We start from the raw sequence: 20,336 nt of genomic DNA, 5'->3' as shown, positions 1-20,336 counted from the left end.
CTCAACCCGTCGCCTGGCGTTGTGTCTCTGTCAGGGCCCTTAGCTCAGCGGTCAGAGCTGTCGGCTCATAACCGATTGGTCCCTGGTTCGAATCCAGGAGGGCCCACTTGCAGTCCCCCTCCCCTCGCCTCGGGATTTTCCCCCGGGGCGTTGGGGTGGGAGGCGCGGCATTCTCCAGGCGCTGCACCACCGGCGCACCATGCGGGTCGGCGGTGACATGGGCGAGGCTACCCCCTCACGGCAGAAGAACCAGAGCCACCCGGCGGCTCCTCCTCTTCCCCGAGGCAACCCTCTACCCTGCTCCCTTCCGCTCAAGAAGGGGTGGCACATGTTGGCGTGGCGGATTCTGTGGAAGGCCGAAGCGCTGTTCCTGGTGTTGCTCGTCGGGTGCAGCAGCATCCCCAAGGTCCCCCGCGTGGAGGACATCGGCCAGGGAAGAGCCGTCGTCTACCTGCCCCGCACCGCTGACCTACAACCCGTCAAGCTAGAGCAAGAGGAGTTCCAGCGGGCACTGAGGCGCCTTGCCCGCGAAGCACGGCTATCAGGCACCCCGCGCCAGACCGTGGAGAAGATGTTTCAGATGGACCCGCAGTTCGGCAACTACCTCTGGCTGGAGAAGGACCAGAAGCTGGTGCCGCTGGGGCCGGGCGAGCCGCTGGAAGGGGCGTTGACGAAGGAGGACCTGGAGACGGCGGAGCGCTACCGGCTCTGGTGCCAGCGCATTCACAACTTCTACGGCGACTGTCTCGGGGGCGCGCTGGTGGCAGGGCGCTACCTGGACATGCACGGCCGCTACATCTGGGCGCTGGCCCTGAGCAAGAGCCCCGTGCTGGACGAGATGAAGAAAGCGCTGGGCGAGATGGTGGAAGTCCACGCGCTCATCCAAACGGTCCTGTGGACGTTGGGTTCCATGCTGCTGATCCTGGCGCTCAACCCCGTGGCTCCGGCGCTGGTGGCGGTAATCGGCGTGGGGCTGATTCTGTATGTGGGCGTCGACACGCTCCTCAACCTCGCCTCCGGCTGGCTCCGGTTGATGGACGAGGTGAAGGTGGCGACCACCTTCGAGCAGATCCGCGAGGCGGGCGAGCGCTTCGGCAGAATTCTCGGGCGAGAGGCAGCCCGAGCGTTCGCCATGCTCCTGATGGCCGCGATTGGCTCGACGGCGAAGCTGTTCGCGACGAAGGTGCCAGCGCTGCCCGGCTCAGCGCAGGTGGCCGCGCAGGCCGAGGGCACGGCCAGACTCTCGGTGTCCGCCCTGAGCGCGGTGGAGGAGATTGCGCTCAGCGCCGAGGGCGTGAGCGTGGCGGTGGCCGGCACCGCGATGACGATGGGGTCCCGTGGCAGTGGAGGCACGAGCCCCTGCATCGAAAAGCACCACATTGCCACTGTCTGCAACGACAAGGACACCTCGCGCGGGGGGCCGTGGACGCCGAGGTTCCGGGCGATCTTCGCCAAGGCGGGAATGTCGATGGAGGACCCAGCGAACAAGATGCCTCTCCAGGGACACTACGGGCCGCACCCCCAGCGGTATCACGAGGTCGTCCATGAGATACTGAACTCGGCAACACAGACCTGCCGCGGCGTCGTGGATTGCCGCGAGAAGCTGACCCTGGCTCTCAAGGCTCTAGCGAAGGAGATCTCCACACCGGGAGCAGAACTGAACCAACTCGTCACCCGGCGGCACCCGCGCTAAGGGGAGCCCATGCCCAAGCGATTTTTTAAACTCGCCGACGATGTGTATGTCCCGCGTCGCTGGCACTTGGACACGCCGACGAACAGTCAGGGCCTCAAAGTGAACGATGCGCAGTTCACGATTGGGGCACCCGCCCCAATCCAGGAACGCTTGAAAATACCCGTCGAGATCACGGGCACACCCTTGGACTTCACGGAAGCGAACGTCGGCGTCCCGGTAGTTCATGTCCGGGTCGCGTCCATGTTCGCGGAGCTGGCTCCGGATGATGTGCAACTGATCCCAGTGGATGTCGAGGGTCAACCGGATCAGTACCTCATCCTCGTGGCCACACGCGTCATCCGCTGTATCGACGAACAGGCGTCTCGGATTCAGCTCTGGACCCACGAAACCGGGACTCCAGAGATGGTCGGTAAGTACTTCTCCGTGCGTGACATGCGCATCGACAAGACCAAAGTGGGAAGCGCCAAGGTGTTTCGTCCTGAGGGTTGGACGGTCGTGCTCATCGTGTCCGAGGAGATCAAGGACGCACTGGAGCGCATGGGCGCCACAGGAACGAGGTTCGACGAGGTCTAACTCCGCTACCTCGCGCACGGTGAGGAGCGGCACCACCGGCCGCACCACGGCCAATCGAAGCCGTGGAAACGGTGCTAACCGCCGACGTCTCCCGCCTCTGAGGCGCACCCGTCTTTTCCGCAGGTTGCGAACCGGTGCCAAGGGCTGCGAGCCCTTGCCAACCCACCCGGCTCATAACCAATGGGTCCCTGGTTCGAATCCAGGAGGGCCCACTCCCCTTCCCTCGTGCCTCCGCCGGGCCTTCTCAGGCCCGCGCTGGAGACTTCGAGGGCTCCTCCTCGTCGCGCCCATGCACGGTCGCCACCGGGCTGGTGGCCTCTACCGCGCTGAATGGCTCGAGGATCTTGTAGGTGTGGCTGGCGCCTCTCGGGACGAGCCAGGAGTCACCGGGGTTGAGCAGCAGCACCTGCCCCTCGAGGTGCAGCTCCGCGCGGCCCTTCAGCACGTACCCTACCGTCTCGTACTCACGCGCGACGGCGGGCTTGGGCTCGCCCGGCTGCTCGTCCTCCCACAACCTCATGGACACGCGGATGCCCGAGGCGAGGTACTTCTGCCCCATCTCCCCTCGGGGAGAGTGGCGTGCTTCAACCTTCTTGACGCTGGTGTCCCCCATACCTCGTCTCCTTCCCGGTCACGGTGTCGTCTGCTGAACGCACTCGATGGGAAGGTAAGGAAGGCGGGAGGAAAGGTACGGCGAAGGGTGCCCGGCTGCTCCCTCCTCGGAGGAAGGGAGCAGGGGCTCGACCTTTAGAACCCCTCAGGCAGCGGCTGCGGTCCGGGGATGATGCCGGCGATGTCCGGATCGACCCCCTCCTGACCGGGCTGCGTGACGCGCTCGGACTTCTCCTTCTTGCGCTGCTCGCGCCGAGCGTCCTTCTCCTTGTTCTTCTCTTTGCGGGCCAGTTCCTTCTGGCGCTTCGACATTCCGGGATGTTGCGGCACGGTGCCCTCCTTTGAGCGGCGCTGCGTCGATAGAAAACAAGAGGCCCAGCCCTTCGGGAGGGCCGGGCCTCGGTAAAGTAAGGCCGGAGAGTGCCGGTTATCAGCCGATAACGCGAACGTTCTCTGCCTGGAGGCCCTTGGGGCCGCGCTTCACGTCGAACTCCACACGCTGCCCCTCGGCGAGCGTCCGGAAGCCGTCAGCCTGGATCGCGGTGTGGTGGCAGAACACATCCTCGCCGCCCTCCTGCGCGATGAAGCCGAAGCCCTTGGAATCGTTGAACCACTTCACAGTACCAGTTGCCATTGCTCTTCTTCTTTCTGCTGAGTCACGGCCCAGAATGCCAGGCCGCCGTCGCCGCAGCGGACAATCGCCACGGCACCGCCCCTGTACCACCCGGGCGCCGAGATTGTAACCCCTTACGTCCCCCCACCATTCCTTTTCGGACCACCCGGTCCACCCCTTCACACTTCTTCACCGGGGACGCGGAACGCCCTTCACACCCGCTCTCTACCTTCTGCTTCGCAAACACGATGAACGGGCGCTCGGTCGCCCGCTCTCCTCAAGGAGCAGAACATGTTCGGATTCCTCTTCGGTACCGCGTGCCTGGCCGGCCTCTTCTACACCCTGCGCGGAGGCCCCTGGCGGCACCGCCACCACGGCCGGGGCGGCGGCCGCTGGGGCATGCGCGGCAACATGCGCTGGCTCTTCGAACGGCTGGACACCTCACCCGGCCAGGAGAAGGTCTTCGTCAAGGCGGCGGATGAACTCACCGAGGCCTTCGCGAAGCTGAAGGATGAGCTGGGCCCCTCTCGGACCGCCATCGCCCAGGCGCTGCGCGGTGAGCAGTTCGACTCCAGCAGCATGCGCGAGGTGAACGCGCGCCATGACGCGCTCATCGAGAACCTGCGCGAGACGCTGCGCACCTCGATGTCGCAGATCCACGAGGCGCTGGATCCGCGCCAGCGCCGCGAGCTGGCGGACCTCATCGAGCACGGCTGGGGCTACGGCTACCGGGGCCATGGCGGCGGCTGCGGCGGCTGGCGCGGCGGGTACCGGAACTGCTGAGCCCTCGTCACCCAACGAAACCTTCCAGGAGACATCCCCATGCGTCGTCGAATCCTCATTGTCCTGCTCGCCCTGGGTACCGTCGGAGGCTACGCCTCCGGCATCGCCAGCCTTCGCTACCGCTCGCACTGCCGCCGCGCCTGGATGGAGGCGCGCACGCCCCACCAGTGCCCTCCCTGCTCCGGCAGCGCCGAAGCCCCCGCGCCCCCGGGCCCGCGCTAGAGTCCCGTGCCTGCCATGGCGACCCGCGTCCTCCTCATCGACGATGACACCCGGATGTACGAGCTGCTCGCGCAGTACCTCGGGCAGAACGGCATCACGGTGGCCCACGCGCCCGACGGAGGACGCGGCCTGGCCGCGCTGGAGGCCAACGCCTATGACGCCGTGCTCCTGGACATCATGATGCCGGGCATGGACGGCCTGGAGGTGTGCAAGCGCATCCGGGCCAAGCGCCAGATTCCCATCCTCATGCTCACCGCCCGAGGCGATGAGACCGACCGCGTGGTGGGCCTGGAGCTCGGCGCGGACGACTACCTCGCCAAGCCCTTCAGCCCGCGTGAGCTGCTGGCAAGGCTCCGGGCCGTGCTGCGACGCGCCCAGCCCACCGCCGTGGCCGACCGGCTGGAGTCCAGCGGCGTCTCCATCGACGTGTCCGGCCGCGAGGTGCGCGTGAGTGGCAAGCTGGTGGAGCTCACCGGCCTGGAGTTCGATCTGCTCGTGGCGCTGGTGCGGCGCGCGGGCCGCGTCATCCCGCGCGACGCGCTGCTGGGCGAGGCGGGGCGCGGTGACACCGTGGTGAACGAGCGCACCGTGGACGTCCACATCTCCCACTTGCGACAGAAGCTGGGCGATGAGGGCTCACGCCTCATCAAGACGGTGCGCGGCGTGGGCTACGTCTTCGCCAAAGAGGGCCCCTGATGCACCCGCACTTCCGTGGCGGGCCCGGGCGCATGAGGCACATGCGCCACCCGCATGGCCCCTGGCGAATGACCCGCCTGGGCCACTACATCCGCGCGCGCCTGCACCGGCGCATCTTCATCCTGTTCGGGCTGTCCATCCTCGTCACGGGCCTGCTGGTGGCCACGGTGATGAACCTGGTGGGTGGCTCCACCTGGCGCCAGGAGATGGAGCGGGCGCGCACCTTCGCCAGCAACCGCTTCGCCGAGGTGTGGGACGTCCCCGAGCGGCGCGACGCGCTCGTGCAGGGCATCTCGCGCGACATGGACGTGGACCTGGAGCTGAGGGACCCATCCGATGCACTGCTGATCCGCACCGGCGAGCCCTGCGAGCGGCCGGACCTGTCCGTTCCCGTGGTGCGGGAGGGCACTCGGCTGGGCCAAGTGCGGGCCTGCTACTGGCGCACCCGCCCCCGGAACCCGTGGCGCAGCATCCTGCCCCTGATGCTGGGTGGCGCGGTGCTGTGGATGGCCTCGGGTGCCATCGCCCGACGGCTGACGCGGCCCATGGATGACCTGGTGCGTGCCGCCAGCGCACTCGGCGCGGGAAAGCTGGAGACGCGCGTGAAGCTCGGCAGGGGTGCCAGCGGAGAGATGGGCGTGCTCGCCGAGGCGTTCAACGACATGGCCGCGCGCATCGAGCGTCAGATGGCGGATCAGCGCGAGCTGCTCGCCGCCGTGTCCCATGAGCTGCGCACCCCGCTGGCCCGCATGCGCGTCCTCACGGAGATCCTCCGCGACGGGGGCGGTGATCCGAAGACCTTGGACAACGTGGACCGCGAGGTGGTGGAGCTGGATGCGCTGGTGGGCGAGCTGCTCGCCAGCTCCCGGCTGGACTTCGGCCAGGTGACGCCTCGCCCCCTGGACGCCAAGGAGCTGGGAGCCCGCGCCCTGGAGCGGACCGGGCTGCCGGCCGAGCTGCTGTCGGCGGAGGCCTCGGACACGGCGCTGGTGGGCGACGCCACGCTGCTGGGCCGGGCGCTCGCCAACCTCCTGGACAACGCGCGGCGGCATGGCACGGGCGCGGAGGCGCTGCGCATCATCGAACACGAGGGCCTGCTGGCCTTCTGCGTGGACGACCGGGGTCCGGGACTTCAGCCCGGCGAGGAGACGCGCATCTTCGCGCCCTTCTACCGGAAGGACCGGGGCGGCGAGGCGCGCGAGGCGGGCTCGCTGGGGCTGGGGCTGGCGCTGGTACAGCGGATTGCCCGGGCCCATGGCGGCGAGGCCTTCGCGGAGAACCGTCCCGGCGGCGGGGCGCGCGTGGGCTTCAGCGTCCAGCGGGCCGGTCCGCCCGCATTAGCCGGCCCTGGGACAGCGTGAGCGGCGGGCAGTACAGCCCCAGCTCGCGCCGAGTCCACCAGTCTCCCGTGGCCCGCCACTGGGCGAAGTCCGTGAAGTGGTAGTCGAAGAGGCGCGTGCGCACGTAGCGCGGCGGTGAGGCTGGGAAGGAGCCCTCGCGGAAGAAGCCGCGAACGCCAGGAGCGCCTTCGAGGAGCTTCTGCTGGAGGCGCAGGAGCCAGGGGTTGTTCTCGCAGACGGAGAGCGCGGCGAACCACATCTGCCAGTCGAGCCGAGGCTGGTGGGGCGCCACGAAGCGGGGCATCTCGTCCACGGACCCGGGCCGCCACTTCAGCAGGTACTCGCGCCACGTCTGCCCGTCGTCACTGCCCTCGATGAGAATCTCCCGCCGCTCCGTCGTCATCACCGCGAAGAGGCCGTAGGTGTTGACGCTTCGCAGGCCGGCGATCTGGTCGAGGGTCCACGACACCGGCGCCGGCGGCGTTACTTTGGCCCCGCGCTCCACATCGAGCGACAACCCAAGGAGGGCATACACGGCCGCGAAGCCCACGAAGGCCACCGCCCTCGCGCGAGGATGGCGCGGCGGTGGGGCCGGCACGGTCGTGAGCCGCTGGAAGACGCGCCAGCGCGCCAGCACGCCGTCATCGAGCGCGGAGAGACACAGCACGAGGCTCAACAGGTTGAAGAACCCGTAGTTGCCCGTGGCGAGGATGCCCACTTGCAGCAACGCGAGCGCCGCGCCCGCCGCGAGTCGGAAAGGCCTCGGAGCGAAGAGGAACAGCGGCGCCCCCAGCTCGATGGCGAGCATCCCCGCCACGCTCGCCCGCTGGAGGGCCGCCGGCAGCTGATGGACGAAGTACGCGAAAGCGTTGGGCAGCGGCTGGGTCCAGTAGTGGAACTCGAGCGCCGTGAGGTTGCGCCACGTCGCATCCCCACTGACGAGCTTCACCACGCCGGACATGAACATCAGCCGCGCCAGCAACAGGCGCACGAGCAGCATGGCCCCTCGACGGGGTTCCTCCACGCTCCCGGGCGGCCGCAGGTGGCCGGGCGCCAGCGGCAGAGAGACGAGCGCGACCTCCAGCAACAACACATCCCACTGGAAGCTGAGGAAGGAGCCTCCCAGGGAGGTGAGCGACAGGTAGCAGGCCCACGCCCCCACCAGCGCCCAGCGCGGCGCCACGTTCGCCACGAGCAGCCCTCCGCACACCAGCCCCGCCACGCACACGCCCTGGAGGGCGAGCGAGCTCGCGCCGAAGAGCCACAGCAGTGTCGGCACCCGCAGGAAGCGCTCGGCGCCGAGCTCCACCCTTCCCCACTCGAGCCACCCGGCCGCGGGCTCCAACCCCTCGGGGCCCAGCAGCCCCGACAGCTGCGGCAGCAGCGAGGCGAAGGCCAGGCAGAAGACGAGCCCGAGCCCGCGCAGGTACACCCACCGCACCCGCGCGAGGCTCCTTCTCTCTCCCATTGGGCTACTCATGCGCCGGAATCCTGAACGCGGCAGGGCGTCGAACAACAGCCCTTTGGTTCGATGGCCGAAATGAAGGGTTGGGTACACGTTGGCCGCGACCGTCAACGGACCTTGCGTCTCCCCCGAGGCGCCGCGTCCGGACCCGGCTGGATCCTCCTTCCAAGGCACCTCCGATGTTGGACTTCAATCATCACCGCACCCAGGGCCTCGCGATGTCCTCCGTCCTGTTCCTCCCGCTCATGCTCGCGGTGGCCTGCGCCCCGGACGACTCCGGGGAAGAGCTGCTGCCCGAGGACCTGCGCCCTCCACCGGGCACGTACGACCGGGCCCCACCCGCCCTGGTCGGCAAGCTCCGCTCCGTCGGGGAGTGGGAAGAGCTGTTCCTCAACATCTGGGGCAGCAGCCACACCTCCGACTACCTGCCCATGAGCACCTCGGACGACAGCTGGGAGTTCTACAACCTCGCCTACGCCATCGACGGCAACACCGCCATGTACCGGGCCACGGGGAAGACGCCGTACCTCGACCGGGCCCTGCTCTACGTCAACAACATGGTCGGCAGCGCGGATCCCTCGTCGACCCTGCGCAGCAACTTCAACGACGCGTACCGGGGCTGGAAGACACAGCTCCCGAAGTCCGCGGGGGAGGAGGTCCCCCTCTTCGAGAGCTACTGCTGGCGCTATGTAACGCGCCTGCTGCGCGTCATCCGTGAGACGCCCGCGCTGTACACCAACACTCGGTACCGCTCGCAGTACGACCGGCTGCTGGCGTTCTCGGAGCTGCACATCTTCGAGAAGTGGTACCGGCGCGGCGCGGACGCCTACATCTATCGGGACCGCACGCACATGGCGGCGCACTGGGCCGCCATCGCGATGGACCTGTCGCTCATGACTTCGGACCCCACCCGGAAGGCCACCTACCTGAGCGTCTTCAACAACATCAACCGGCACATGCCCAACACCGCCTCTTCGCTGCGAGACCAGCTACGGACGAGCCGCGTCAACCCGGAGGCCTACTTCTGGAGCCACGTCTGGGGCGAGGAGGCCCGGCCCGGCCAGGACGTGGCCCACGGCAACGGGGTCATGGCCTTCATCGTCGAAGCGCACGACGCGAAAATGGAGTGGACGGAGGATGACATCCGCCGGTTCACCGCGACGTTCGACTCGGTCATCTGGCCCAAGTCCGGCAAGTACTCGGACTACGTCGACGGCTCGGGGACCGGGATCGGCTGGTTCACCGACGGCTTCATGAAGCTCGGCCGCTACGACGCTTATCTCCAGTACCGGCTGGAGAGTCACTCCGTCGGGCAGAGCACCCAGTTCTTCGGCAACGGGGCGCTCAACATGCGGCTGCTGTCCGAGCGCTCCCAGCGCTAACCCGCGCTCAGAGCGCCTTGTCGGTCGCGGTGAACTCGAAGGCGGCCTCGCTCACGGCCTCCTTCTTCACGGTGACTTCCGCCGTCTTCGTGCCGAACGTCTCGTGCCAGGCCTCGAGCGTGTACGTCCCCTCGGGCACGCCCTCCATGGAGAAGGCGCCGTCCTCGCCCGTGGTGGCGAAGTACGGGTGCGGGCTCACGGAGATGTAGCCCCGCATCCACGCGTGGACATCGCACTTGAGCTGCAGCAGCTCCACCTCGCCGGGCATCGGCTTGGTCACCGGCGGCGCCGAGGGCGGCTGGGCCAGGTTGAAGAGGGCCCGGGTGCCCGCCATGCCGCGCACGTTGTGCATCGTCCCGTCGCTGTTCTTCACCAGGAGGGCCTGGCCGGACACCGCCCCCTGCACGCGCGGCAGGTAGGTACACTTCGACTGGTCCACCACGACAGGCTCGGTGGGCGCCGCGGGAGCTCCCGGCACCGCGCCACGCACGCGCACCAGCACGTTCTGGAGCTTGCCGTCCTTCACCAGCACCGCCTGCTCCTTGAGCACCATGCCCTCACAGGCCGGATCCGAGCTGGGGGCGATGTCGGCCATGGCGGGCGGCTGGCCGGTGAACTTCACCACGCCGCGCACGGTGCCACGCCCGGAGACGGCCACGGGCGCCGGCGCCGCGGGGGCGGGCTTCGCGGCCTCGCCGGTGGCGCTGGCGCTGGCCGGAGGGGTGGCCGGCGGAGGGGGCGCTTCATCCTTCGTGCAGGCCGGCAGGACTCCCAGTCCCGCCGCCCCGAACAGGGCGAGGCCAAGCGTGCGCAGCTTCATGTCGGGACTCCTCAAAGTGGACTAGCCGTTTGCCTGGCTGTCGAGCATCAACGCGGCGAACAGGCCGGTGAGGTACAGCAGCGAGAAGAAGAACGTCTGCCGCGCCCAGGGTTTTCCCAGCTGCCGGAAGAACCCCCACGCCCCCATCGCCAGGAAGGCCAGCCCCAGCAGCGCCGCCACGCCCAGGTACCACCCGCCGGCGATGTGGAGCTGGTAGGGCAGCATCGTCATCGGCACCAGCGCCACCAGGTACAGCACCAGCTGGGCCCGGCTGGACTCATCCCCGCGCTCGATGGGCACCGACTTGAGCCCCGCCGCCGCATACTCCTCCTTGCGGAACAGGGCTATCGCCAGGAAGTGGGGGATCTGCCACAGGAAGAGGATGGAGAAGAGGACGAAGCCGGCGCTGTCCACCTGTCCCGTCACCGCCGTCCACCCCATGAGCGGCGGCAGCGCTCCGGGCACCGCGCCCACCAGCATGGCCGCCGAGGTGCGCGCCTTGAGCGGCGTATAGACGAGCACGTAGCTCAGCAGCGCCAACAGGCCCAGGCCCGCGGTGAGCAGGTTGGCGCCCAGGGCCAGGGCCGGCAGCGACACGCCCGCCAGCGCCAGGCCAAACCCCAGCGCCACGCCCGGCTCCATACGCCCGGAGGGCAACGGGCGGTTCTGCGTGCGCGCCATGAAGCGGTCGCTCCGGCGCTCCAGGTAGCAGTTGAGCGAGTTGGCCGCGCCCACGGTGCCCGCGGTGGACAGCAGCGTCACCAGCACCCGGGCGATGCTCAGCTCTCCCGGCGCCAGCCACACGCCTCCCGCGGTGGTGGCCAGCACCAGGCTCGAGAGCCGAGGCTTGGTGAGGGACATCAGGTCTGACGCGGTCGTCGACAGGGACACGGCACGCGCGCTCACGCAGACTCCGGGGTGGGGCTCGACAGCCTTGCTGCCGGCGCGGTGGAGGCCGGGTAGGACACCCTCCCCTCCCCGGCCGGCCCTCCCATACAGCCATCGCGCCTGGGCGGCAAGCCGGCTGTATCAGCCCGGCTTTTCGCAGACAACGGGGCGACTACCCGCCAGAGGCCAGGCGCTGCGCGTCCGTGGCGTGCGCGCCCTTCGGATCCCGCCGCAGGTACTCCTGGGCGAGCATGCGCACCTTGTCCGTCTGCTTGCGGTCCTTGCTGAGGGCCGACGCGTAGAAGAAGTAGGCCGGGCTGTAGTTCTCGTCGGCCTCGAGGGCGCGGCGGAAGGCGTCCTCGGACTTCTCCACGTCACCCTTGCCCTGGTACACGCGGCCCAGCTCCGTGAGCGCCTCGGCGGCGCGGTCCGGCTGGCCGACGAACTCCTGCACGGCCTTCTCCAGGTGCTCCTGCGCCTTGTCCCACTCGGAGCGCTCCCGGTAGATGGTGCCCATGGCCATGCGCGCCTCGGGGTTCTTCGCCTTGGGGTCCTTCACCGCGCGCTGGTACTGCGTGAGCGCCTGGTTCATGTCCCCCAGCCGGCGGTAGGCGTTGCCCAGCATCACCACCAGCTTGGGGCTGTCGCCCATCGTCTTCAGGGCGGTGGTGAGCGCCTCGGCGGCTTCCTTCTCGCCGCCCTGCTTGGCCATGAGCGCCTTGGCCAGCTCCACATGGAACTGGGCGCGCGAGGCGTCCATCTTGATGGCCTTGCGAATCTCCTCGGCCGCGGTGTCCGGCTGGCCTTCCAGCATCAACCGGCGACCCTTGATGAGGTGCAGCTCGGGGTTGGCCTTGTCGAGCGCGAAGCCGTCCTGCTCGGCCTTCACCAGCAGCGCGCGCGCCTTCTCCTTGTCCACCGGCACGCCCGTGGCGTCCGCCAGCTTCGTCTGCTCCTCGGGCTTGCGCGTGGCCAGCGCCGCGTTGACGCGGCTGATCAGCAGCGAGCGAGCCAGCTGCGCGGCGGCGAGCTGACGCGGCGACGGGGGCGGATCGGCCTCCAGCAGCTTGGTGAGGTTCTTGGCCGCCAGCGCGTACGCCTCGTCGGTGGGCGCGTCCTGCTCCAGCATCAGCAGCGACTTGCCCAGCAGCGACTCGGGGTGGTCCTTCTCGTAGCGCAGCGCGAAGTCGTACTTCTGCCAGGCAATCACGTCCTGGCCCAGACGGCGGTACACCGCGCCCAGGCTCGCGTAGATGCGCGGATCGTCCGGCGCCAGGCCCTGCGCCTTCTCCAGGTTGTCGCGCGCGTGCTCCATGTCGCCCGCGTTCATCTGCACCAGGCCCAGGGTGAGGTACAGCAGCGAGCTGGCCTTGCCCTGCTCGTCGAAGGCCTTCACGCGGCCCTCGAGCTCGGCCAGGCCTTCCTTGCCCTTGCCGCCATACGTCTTGATGAGCGCCTCGGCGGCATAGAGGTGCGAGCTGACCTCGTTGCCCTTCTTCGCCGACTCCAGGTGCTCCTCGGCCCTGCGGCGCGCATCGTCACCGCCGCCGTGCTCACCCCAGCGGATGCCCCAGGCGTAGGCCAGGTAGCCGTGCGCGGCGGTGGCGTCCGGGAGCACCTCGAGCGCCTTGTCGGCCGCCTCGCACGCCTTCTTGTAGGAGTCGAAGGAGTCGTGCTTGAGCTGCTCGGTGGCCGCGTCCAGGTGCTTCTTGAACTCGCGGTTCCGCGTCTTCGTCCAGTTCGCGTACCAGCCGTAGCCGATGGCCGAGACCAGCAGCGTCACGAACAGGCCCAGGGTGATGTACTTGCTGACGTTGGGCTTCTGCGGACGGCGACGCCCCGGAGCCTCGTCCTCATCCTCGTCGTCCACATCCTCGACGATGACGGGGCGACGGGGCTGCGGGCGCGGCTGCGTCTCCGCGCGAGGCTGATTGCTCACCGGGCGAACCGCCGGCGTCCCGGAGGACGAGGGGCGGTGGGCCGGCGTGGGGCTCGCGGTCGCCACGGGCGCCGCCACCGGAGCGGTGGACGCCGGAGCGGCGGCCACGGGCGACTGGGGCGCGGGCGCGGCGGCCACGGGAGTCGGCGCGGGCACGGCGGCCACGGGCGCGGCCTTCTTGGGAGGCTCGATCTTGTACTGCTGAAGGAGGGTGAGCGTCTCCGGATCCTCGGGATCCTCCTCCCACGCCTTCAGGAGGTTGGCCTTGCCAGGCTCGGCCTCGCCCGTCTTCAGCTGGAGCGCGCCCAGCATGCGCAGGGCCGGCCTGTCGGCTGGCTGCACCTGGAGGGCGCCTTGCGCCTCCTCGATGGCTTTCTTGTCCTTGCCTTGCTGGGCGTACACCCGGGCAAGCAGGAGGCGAGGGTCGGCCGCGTTGGGATGGGCCTTGATGCCCTTCTTGCAGACGACCATCGCCTCCATGAAGCGGCCCATACCGAGATAGGCCTCGGCGAGCGGCTTGTAAGAGTCGGACGACGGATCGGCGGCGAAAGCGTGCTCCAGCTTTGCGAGCTCGGCCGGGCTCAACGTCTTGATGGGAGAGGTAGACATTTCCGGAAGATGCGCCTCAGAAGGAGGGTTTTTATGACACCCGAGTCGATGCGCGTCAAATGGGAGAATGCGACTTCTATGCTGTCGCTTGACAGCACCCCAGGGCTCCGGTATCTCGCGCATCCACTTCGGTCGGCCCCAAACCGATCCGAAGGGCGATATACGTCAGTACCGGTTGTGGGGGTGTAGCTCAGTTGGGAGAGCGTCGCGTTCGCAATGCGAAGGTCACCGGTTCGATCCCGGTCACCTCCACCAGGAAGTACCAGAGGGCCTCACTGGAGACAGTGAGGCCCTTTGCATTTGGGCCACAAGCGAATTGCAAAGGCCCCCGGCTTTGTTATCCGGGGCCGATGACCGAACAGCCTCAGCTTTCGTTCTTCGCGCGCCTCTGGCTGGCGTTCCTCTGCTTCTGGCGCGTGCTGGTCTCCCGCCCTTTCGCCCAGGCTGTCCACCCGCTGAGTGCGGCCTATGACGCGGGGACGTTGGGTGCCGGCACGAGCGCGCCCGCGCTGCCCAAGCCCGAGCCCAAGCCCGAGCCGAAGAAGCCCGAGCCGGTGGCCTTGCCGCCCGAGCGCGAGCACGCCAGCGCCCTGGCGCTCATGTCCATGCTCCAGCGCGAGGGGCGCCTCATCGACTTCCTCCAGGAGAACGTGGCCAGCTTCTCGGACGCGGAGGTGGGCGCCGCCGCGCGCATCATCCACGAGGGGTGCCGCAAGGTGGTGCGCCAGTACCTCACGCTGCAGCCGGTGCTGCCGGACTCCGAGGGGGCGCGCGTCGCGGTGCCCGTGGGGTTCGACGCGCAGCGCATCCGCCTCACCGGCAATGTCGCCGGCCAGCCGCCCTACTCCGGCTCACTCAAGCACCACGGGTGGGTGACGACGGAGGTGAAGTTCCCCTCGGTCAGCCCGGCGATGGATCCGCGCGTGCTGGCCCCCGCTGAAGTCGAGCTCGCCTGAGCCCGCTCTCTTCATCCTTATAAGGAGCTGACGCCCTCCCATGGCTCGCTACGCGATCGGCATCGACCTGGGCACCACGCACTGCGCGGTGTCGTACTTCAATCTGGAAGAGGCCCGGCCCCGGGGCGCGGCCCAGTCCATGCTGCCCATCCCGCAGCTCACGGCTCCGGGGACAGTGGAGGCGCGGCCACTGCTGCCCTCCTTCCTCTATCTGCCCAGCGAGCAGGAGTTCCCCGCCGGCAGCCTGGGGGTGCCCTGGAAGCCGGACACCACCGCCATCGTCGGTGAGTTCGCCCGCTCCCACGGCGCCAAGGTGCCCACGCGCCTCGTGTCCTCGGCCAAGAGCTGGCTGAGCCACCCGGGCGTGGACCGGCGCTCGGCGATGCTGCCGTGGCAGGCGCCACCGGAGGTGCAGCGCGTCTCGCCGCTGGAGGCCTCGGCGCGTTATCTGCGCCACCTGCGCGAGGCGTGGGACCACACCTTTGCCCGCACGCGCGAGGAGGCCGGCAGCGCCCTGGCCTCTCAGGACGTCATCATCACCGTTCCCGCTTCGTTCGATGCGGCGGCGCGCGAGCTGACGCTGGAGGCCGCCCAGGCCGCTGGCATCCCCAACATCACCCTGCTGGAGGAGCCCCAGGCGGCGCTCTACGCATGGCTGGAGGCCCAGGGTGAGGGGTTCCGCAAGAAGGTGAAGCCTGGCGAGGTCATCCTCGTGGTGGACGTGGGCGGCGGCACCACGGACTTCTCCGTCATCACCGTGCGCGAGCGTGGGGGCGAGGTGGAGCTGGTGCGCGTGGCAGTGGGCGACCACATCCTGCTGGGCGGCGACAACATGGACCTGGCGCTGGCGCACACGCTGGGCCAGAAGCTGACCGCCGAGGGCAAGAAGCTGGATCCGTGGCAGTTCAACGCCCTGACCTACGGATGCCGCCAGGCCAAGGAGACGCTGTACGCGGATCCGAAGATGGCGCGCGCGCCCATCTCCATTCCGGGCCGAGGCTCGTCGCTCATCGGCGGCACGCTGCGCACGGAGCTGGCCCGCGAGGAGCTGGACCGGCTGCTCACGGATGGCTTCTTCCCGCCCACGCCGGTGACGGAGCTGCCGCGCACCGCGCGCCGCACGGGTCTGGCGCAGATGGCGCTGCCGTACGCACAGGATGCGGGCGTCACCCGGCACCTGGCCGCGTTCCTCACCCGGCAGGCCCAGGCGCTCACCAGCTCGGCGGACGCACCGGTGAACGTGGGCGGCAAGGCCTTCCTCCACCCCACCGCCGTGCTCTTCAACGGTGGCGTCTTCAAGGCGGGCCCGCTCAAGTCCCGCGTGATGGAGGTGCTCAACGGCTGGCTCACGGCGGACGGCGGAGCGCCGGCTGAGGAGCTTGCGGGAGCGGACCTGGATCTCTCCGTGGCGCGCGGCGCGGCCTACTACGGCTGGGTGCGCCAGGGGCACGGGCTGCGCATCCGTGGCGGCACCGCCCGCGCCTACTACGTGGGCGTGGAGACGGCCATGCCCGCGGTGCCCGGCATGGAGCCTCCGGTGAAGGCGCTGTGCGTGGCGCCCTTCGGCATGGAGGAGGGCACCCAGGCGGACGTCCCGCCTCAGGAGTTCGGCCTCGTCACCGGCGAGCCCACCCGCTTCCGCTTCTTCGCCTCGTCCGTGCGCCGCGACGACAAGGTGGGCGTCATGGTGGACGACGTCGAGGGCCGCGAGGACCTGGAGGAGCTGGCCCCTATCGAGACGACGCTGCCGGGACAGCCCCAACCCTACGGGGACCTGACGCCGGTGAACCTGCAGGCGGCGGTAACCGAGGTGGGCACCCTGGAGCTGCGCTGCCTGGAGAAGAGTGGCGAGGGGCGCTGGAAGCTGGAGCTCAACGTGCGCATGAAGGAGTAAGAAGCGCGGGCGGCACGGGAGGCTTATGCGCATCGTCGGCATCGATCTGGGAACCACCCACTGCGCGGTCGCGTCCGTGGACCCCGCACGCGGCTCGGGGGCTCCCATCGAGGATTTCCCCATTCCTCAGCTCGTCCGGCAGGGCGAGGTGGCCCCACGCTCGCTGTTGCCCTCGTGCGTGTACGTGCCCGCGGGCCATGAGCTGGCCGCCGAGTCGCTGAAGCTGCCGTGGGGCGAGGCTGGGCCCAACGTGGTGGGCGAGTTCGCGCGGTGGCAGGGCGCGCGGGTGCCGGGGCGGCTGGTGGCCTCGGCCAAGAGCTGGCTGTGCCACCCGGGCGTGGATCGCTCCGCGCCCATCCTCCCGTGGGGCGCGCCTCCGGACGTGGCGAAGCTCTCGCCGGTGGAGGCCAGCGCCCTGTTGCTGTCGCACATGGCCCAGGCGTGGGCGCACGCGCACCCGGACATGCCGCTGTCCCAGCAGGAGGTCGTCATCACCGTGCCGGCCTCCTTCGACGAGGCGGCGCGCGCCCTCACCGTGAGCGCGGCGCGCAAGGCGGGCCTGGAGAAGTTCACCCTCGTGGAGGAGCCGCAGGCGGCCTTCTACGACTACACCGCGCGCCACCGCACGGACCTGGCCCAGGTGCTGGCCAATGTGCGGCTGGTTCTGGTGGTGGACGTGGGCGGCGGCACCACGGACTTCACCCTCGTCCACGCGGGCGTCTCGCCAGAAGGGCCCATGCTGCGGCGGCTCGCGGTGGGCGACCACCTGATGCTGGGCGGCGACAACATGGACGCCGCGCTCGCCCGTCGGGTGGAAGAGAAGCTCTTCTCGGATGGCCGGCGCCTGTCCGCTACGCAGTGGACGCAGGCCATCCAGGCCGCGCGCACCGCCAAGGAGGCCCTGCTGGGCACCAACCCTCCCGAGCGCTACGGCGTCTCTCTGGTGGCCGAGGGCAGTCGGCTGCTGGGCGGCGCGCTATCCACCGAGCTATCGCGGGCGGAGGCGGAGGGGCTGGTGCTCGATGGCTTCTTCCCGCAGTCCAGCCCGGGGGAGCGGCCTCGGCGCGCGGCGCGCATGGCCCTGCAAGAGCTGGGGCTGCCGTATGCCCAGGACGCGGCGGTGACGCGCCACCTGGCCGCATTCCTCCACCAGCACGCGGCGGCGGGCTTCGCGGCGCTCGGGGAGACACCTCCCGCCGAGGGCGCCCTGCCCCGCCCCGATGCCATCCTCCTCAACGGTGGCGTCTTCAACTCGCCCCGCATCTCCGAGCGGCTGGTGGACGCGCTCTCCGCGTGGTGGCCCGGAGCACCGCGCATCCCCCTGCTGCGCCATGACTCGCTGGAGAAGGCAGTGGCGCGCGGGGCGGCGTACTACGGGCTGGTGCGGCGCGGCCACGGCCTGCGCATCGGTGGCGGCGCGGCACGTGCCTACTATGTGGGCCTGGAGCGCCCCGCCGACAGTGGCGAGCAGCCCGTCCTCTGCCTCATCCCCCGAGGCTTCGAGGAGGGCCAGGCGGTGGACCTGGGCGAGCGCCCCTTCACGCTCACGCTCGGGCGACCGGTGCAGTTCACCCTGTACTCCACCACGAGCGACCGCATCGACAAGCCGGGCGACATCGTCCCCCTGGCCGAGGACCTGAAGCCGCTGCCGCCCATCCACACGCTGCTCAAGGGGGCCTCGGGCAAGACGGCGGAGGTGCCCGTTCACCTGCGGGCGGCGCTCACGGAGATCGGCACGCTGGAGCTGTTCTGCGTCTCCAACGTGGCGGACGAGCGCTGGCGGCTCGAGTTCGAGCTGCGCGGCTCGAATGCGGGGCAGGACATCACCGTCACCGAGTCCATGCCCGCGCGCTTCGCCGAGGCGAAGGAGAACGTGGAGCGCGTCTACGGCAGCAAGCCGCTGCCCATCGGCCCCAAGGACGTGAAGCAGCTGTCGAAGACGCTCGAGAAGGTGCTGGGCCCGCGCGAGAGCTGGCGGGTGCCCGTGCTGCGCGAGCTGTGGAGCGCACTGCTGGCGGGGGCCAGCAAGCGCCGCCGCTCGGAGGACCACGAGCGCGTCTTCTACAGCCTCACCGGCTACACGCTGCGCCCCGGCTTCGGCTATCCGCTGGACCACTGGCGCGCGGAGCAGACGTTCGGGTTCTTCGACCAGCTGGTGCAGTTCCACACGGACAAGGCGGTGTGGATCGAGTTCTGGGTGATGTGGCGGCGCATCGCCGGCGGCCTCACCGAGGCGCAGCAGGCGAAGCTCTGGGCCTATCTGGAGCCGCACCTGGCCCGCCGTGTGCCGCCGGGCCCGCCGCCTCCGGGCAAGCTCAAGGGCATCCAGCCGGAAGGGCTGGACGAGATGGTGCGCGCGGCCGCCTCGCTGGAGCACCTGCCCGCCGCCGAGAAGGCCAAGCTGGGCGGCTGGGTGGCGGCGCGACTCAAGGCCGAGGCGAAGTCCGGAGGCCCCTGGGCTTGGGCGCTCGGTCGGCTCGGCGCGCGCGTGCCCCTCTACGGCAGCAGCCACAAGGTGGTGGACGTGGCGACCGCCGAGGCGTGGCTCACACTGCTCCTGGAGTTGGACCTGCGCCGCATCGACGGAGCCCCCTTCGCGGCGGCGCAGTTGGCGCGGCTTACTGGCGACCGCACGAGGGACATCGACCCTGCCCTGCGCGCCCGCACGGCCCAGGCGCTCACCGCGGCGAACGCCGCCGAGACGTGGGTGCGGATGGTAAACGAGGTGGTCGCCCTGGAGGCCGCTGACGAGGCCCGGGCGCTCGGCGACACGCTGCCGGCGGGCTTGCGGCTCTCGATGTAGACCGGGAGCCGCTGGGAAGCGGGCGGCTCACCCCACCTGGGTGGAGATCCACCAGGTGTTCCCCGCCGGATCCTTCACCCCGCCACGTCGGTCGGGGTCCCCCTTCTGCTGGGGCTCCTGGACGGAGATGCCCCCCGCAGCGAGGGCGCGCTGATACGTCGCATCCACGTCCGGCACGTAGACGTGGAGCCACACCGGGAAGGCGGGGAAGTTGCCGCCGCCATCGGAGATCATCACCACCGTGTCATCGATGCGAACCTCGGCGTGCATGATGGTGCCGTCGGGATTGTCGTAGCGGCGCAGGTCCTTCGCGTCGAACGTCTTCTTCAAGAAGTCGATCACGCGCTGGGCGCCGTTCGCCATCACGTAGACAGAGACGCTCGCGTACCCCTCGGGCTTGTAGACTCGGCTCACGGTTTCTCCCTCCTGGCGCGCAGCCTATGCGCGCCACGGACGGGCATGGCGACGAATCCGAGGCCTGGTCTGTCGTGAACAGATCCCTCCCGGCAGGTCGGAGCGGGCTCCGACCTCGGGGGATTTCAGGCCTGGGGGCGATCAGCCCTCGGACGACGTAGGTGCCGAATTCGCCAGGGGCTCGCCGTCCATCACGGCGTCGGCGAACACGGGCTCACCCGGCGCGGCCTCGAGCACTTCCGGCTCAGGAACCGCGCCCTCGGCGGCCACCACCTGGAGAGCGGCCGTGGACTCCTCGGTTGCGGGAGTCGCCTCGGCGGTGGCGGCGCCACCCTTGGGCTTCTTCGTCCCCGCCCCCGAACGGCACCCGCGGCACCAGGGCTGGTTGCGGATGGCACCGTCAGCCATCTTCCGCAGGCCGAACTGGGCCAGCGGCTTGAGCGTCCGGCACTTGAGGCACATCAGCGAGATGAGCACCTCATGGCCTTCGGCATCATAGACGGCCGACTTGCGCCGCTTGCGCGGCTGCCCCGGTTCGCGCGGCTTGGCCTTCTCAGGCGCCGGCGGCGCCATCATCGGGGTCACCTTGTAAAGCATGTCCATCCCTCCCGGACTACCGGCACGCGCCAGGCCT

At 69.5% G+C, this 20,336-nt stretch carries 19 protein-coding genes and 2 tRNA genes; 12 read left to right on the top strand and 9 right to left on the bottom strand.

The window, feature by feature from the left end; all coding sequences use genetic code 11:
- Positions 1 to 33: 33 nt before the first annotated feature.
- The 3 genes from SYV04_RS29180 (at position 34) to SYV04_RS29170 (ending at position 2,266) form a co-directional block, all read left to right on the top strand.
- Positions 34 to 106 (top strand) — tRNA-Ile (locus tag SYV04_RS29180).
- A 222-nt stretch (positions 107 to 328) separates the two neighbouring features.
- Entirely contained in the window at positions 329 to 1,693 is a 1,365-nt protein-coding gene (locus SYV04_RS29175; RefSeq protein WP_321549222.1) for an AHH domain-containing protein, read from the top strand.
- Between the two features lie 9 nt (positions 1,694 to 1,702).
- Positions 1,703 to 2,266, top strand: a complete 564-nt coding sequence (locus SYV04_RS29170; RefSeq protein WP_321549221.1) for an imm11 family protein — start codon at positions 1,703 to 1,705, stop codon at positions 2,264 to 2,266.
- A gap of 244 nt (positions 2,267 to 2,510) precedes the next feature.
- Here the strand turns inward: SYV04_RS29170 and SYV04_RS29165 are convergent, their stop codons facing one another.
- The 3 genes from SYV04_RS29165 to SYV04_RS29155 all read right to left on the bottom strand — a co-directional run bounded on the left by SYV04_RS29165 (position 2,511) and on the right by SYV04_RS29155 (position 3,512).
- Complete coding sequence (locus SYV04_RS29165; protein ID WP_321549220.1) at positions 2,511 to 2,879, bottom strand: cupin domain-containing protein; 369 nt, start codon at positions 2,877 to 2,879, stop codon at positions 2,511 to 2,513.
- A gap of 134 nt (positions 2,880 to 3,013) precedes the next feature.
- On the bottom strand, positions 3,014 to 3,208 hold the full coding sequence (locus SYV04_RS29160; RefSeq protein WP_321549344.1) for a hypothetical protein: 195 nt from the start codon (positions 3,206 to 3,208) through the stop codon (positions 3,014 to 3,016).
- A 100-nt stretch (positions 3,209 to 3,308) separates the two neighbouring features.
- Positions 3,309 to 3,512: a cold-shock protein gene (locus SYV04_RS29155; RefSeq protein ID WP_321549219.1), complete on the bottom strand. Its 204-nt coding sequence runs from the start codon at positions 3,510 to 3,512 to the stop codon at positions 3,309 to 3,311.
- A 270-nt stretch (positions 3,513 to 3,782) separates the two neighbouring features.
- On the opposite strand from SYV04_RS29155, the gene SYV04_RS29150 reads away from it, so the two are divergent.
- Genes SYV04_RS29150 through SYV04_RS29135 form a run of 4 tightly spaced genes read left to right on the top strand, consistent with a single transcriptional unit; the run spans position 3,783 to position 6,553 of the window.
- The gene (locus SYV04_RS29150; RefSeq protein ID WP_321549218.1) at positions 3,783 to 4,274 is read left to right on the top strand and encodes a periplasmic heavy metal sensor; all 492 of its coding nucleotides are present in this window, start codon (positions 3,783 to 3,785) and stop codon (positions 4,272 to 4,274) included.
- A 39-nt stretch (positions 4,275 to 4,313) separates the two neighbouring features.
- A complete protein-coding gene (locus SYV04_RS29145; protein WP_321549217.1) occupies positions 4,314 to 4,496 on the top strand; it encodes a hypothetical protein in 183 nt (60 codons plus the stop codon).
- A gap of 15 nt (positions 4,497 to 4,511) precedes the next feature.
- Positions 4,512 to 5,192 carry a response regulator transcription factor gene (locus SYV04_RS29140; protein WP_321549216.1) on the top strand — a complete coding sequence of 227 codons (681 nt, stop codon included), beginning with the start codon at positions 4,512 to 4,514 and terminating at the stop codon, positions 5,190 to 5,192.
- Complete coding sequence (locus tag SYV04_RS29135) at positions 5,192 to 6,553, top strand: HAMP domain-containing sensor histidine kinase (protein WP_321549215.1); 1,362 nt, start codon at positions 5,192 to 5,194, stop codon at positions 6,551 to 6,553. Before SYV04_RS29140 ends, SYV04_RS29135 begins: the two co-directional genes overlap by 1 nt.
- Here the strand turns inward: SYV04_RS29135 and SYV04_RS29130 are convergent.
- Positions 6,501 to 8,000, bottom strand: coding sequence for a lipase maturation factor family protein (locus tag SYV04_RS29130; RefSeq protein ID WP_321549214.1), 1,500 nt, complete (start codon positions 7,998 to 8,000; stop codon positions 6,501 to 6,503). The genes SYV04_RS29135 and SYV04_RS29130 overlap by 53 nt on opposite strands.
- Positions 8,001 to 8,176: 176 nt before the next feature.
- Between SYV04_RS29130 and SYV04_RS29125 the strand changes: the two genes are divergently transcribed.
- Positions 8,177 to 9,379 carry a hypothetical protein gene (locus SYV04_RS29125; protein ID WP_321549213.1) on the top strand — a complete coding sequence of 401 codons (1,203 nt, stop codon included), beginning with the start codon at positions 8,177 to 8,179 and terminating at the stop codon, positions 9,377 to 9,379.
- Between the two features lie 7 nt (positions 9,380 to 9,386).
- On the opposite strand, the gene SYV04_RS29120 is transcribed toward SYV04_RS29125, so the two are convergent.
- From SYV04_RS29120 to SYV04_RS29110, 3 genes are all read right to left on the bottom strand, one after another.
- Entirely contained in the window at positions 9,387 to 10,199 is an 813-nt protein-coding gene (locus SYV04_RS29120) for a TonB-dependent receptor (protein WP_321549212.1), read from the bottom strand.
- 21 nt (positions 10,200 to 10,220) lie between these two features.
- Positions 10,221 to 11,105, bottom strand: coding sequence for a heme o synthase (cyoE, locus tag SYV04_RS29115; RefSeq protein WP_321549211.1), 885 nt, complete (start codon positions 11,103 to 11,105; stop codon positions 10,221 to 10,223).
- A gap of 154 nt (positions 11,106 to 11,259) precedes the next feature.
- Entirely contained in the window at positions 11,260 to 13,635 is a 2,376-nt protein-coding gene (locus tag SYV04_RS29110; protein ID WP_321549210.1) for a tetratricopeptide repeat protein, read from the bottom strand.
- A 179-nt stretch (positions 13,636 to 13,814) separates the two neighbouring features.
- Between SYV04_RS29110 and SYV04_RS29105 the strand changes: the two genes are divergently transcribed.
- The 4 genes from SYV04_RS29105 (at position 13,815) to SYV04_RS29090 (ending at position 19,288) form a co-directional block, all read left to right on the top strand.
- Positions 13,815 to 13,890 (top strand) — tRNA-Ala (locus SYV04_RS29105).
- 95 nt (positions 13,891 to 13,985) lie between these two features.
- Complete coding sequence (locus SYV04_RS29100) at positions 13,986 to 14,591, top strand: DUF2760 domain-containing protein (protein WP_321549209.1); 606 nt, start codon at positions 13,986 to 13,988, stop codon at positions 14,589 to 14,591.
- A 40-nt stretch (positions 14,592 to 14,631) separates the two neighbouring features.
- The gene (locus SYV04_RS29095) at positions 14,632 to 16,485 is read left to right on the top strand and encodes an Hsp70 family protein (RefSeq protein ID WP_321549208.1); all 1,854 of its coding nucleotides are present in this window, start codon (positions 14,632 to 14,634) and stop codon (positions 16,483 to 16,485) included.
- Between the two features lie 25 nt (positions 16,486 to 16,510).
- Positions 16,511 to 19,288: an Hsp70 family protein gene (locus SYV04_RS29090; RefSeq protein ID WP_321549207.1), complete on the top strand. Its 2,778-nt coding sequence runs from the start codon at positions 16,511 to 16,513 to the stop codon at positions 19,286 to 19,288.
- 27 nt (positions 19,289 to 19,315) lie between these two features.
- On the opposite strand, the gene SYV04_RS29085 is transcribed toward SYV04_RS29090, so the two are convergent.
- Positions 19,316 to 19,702, bottom strand: coding sequence for a VOC family protein (locus SYV04_RS29085; protein ID WP_321549206.1), 387 nt, complete (start codon positions 19,700 to 19,702; stop codon positions 19,316 to 19,318).
- A 141-nt stretch (positions 19,703 to 19,843) separates the two neighbouring features.
- Entirely contained in the window at positions 19,844 to 20,299 is a 456-nt protein-coding gene (locus SYV04_RS29080; protein WP_321549205.1) for a hypothetical protein, read from the bottom strand.
- Between the last annotated feature and the right edge of the window lie 37 nt (positions 20,300 to 20,336).

Origin of the sequence: Hyalangium ruber (assembly GCF_034259325.1) — a bacterium.
GTDB classification, from domain to species: domain Bacteria; phylum Myxococcota; class Myxococcia; order Myxococcales; family Myxococcaceae; genus Hyalangium_A; species Hyalangium_A rubrum.
The sequence above is the reverse complement of the archived record's forward strand: the minus strand, read 5'-3'. Positions and strand labels throughout refer to the sequence as shown.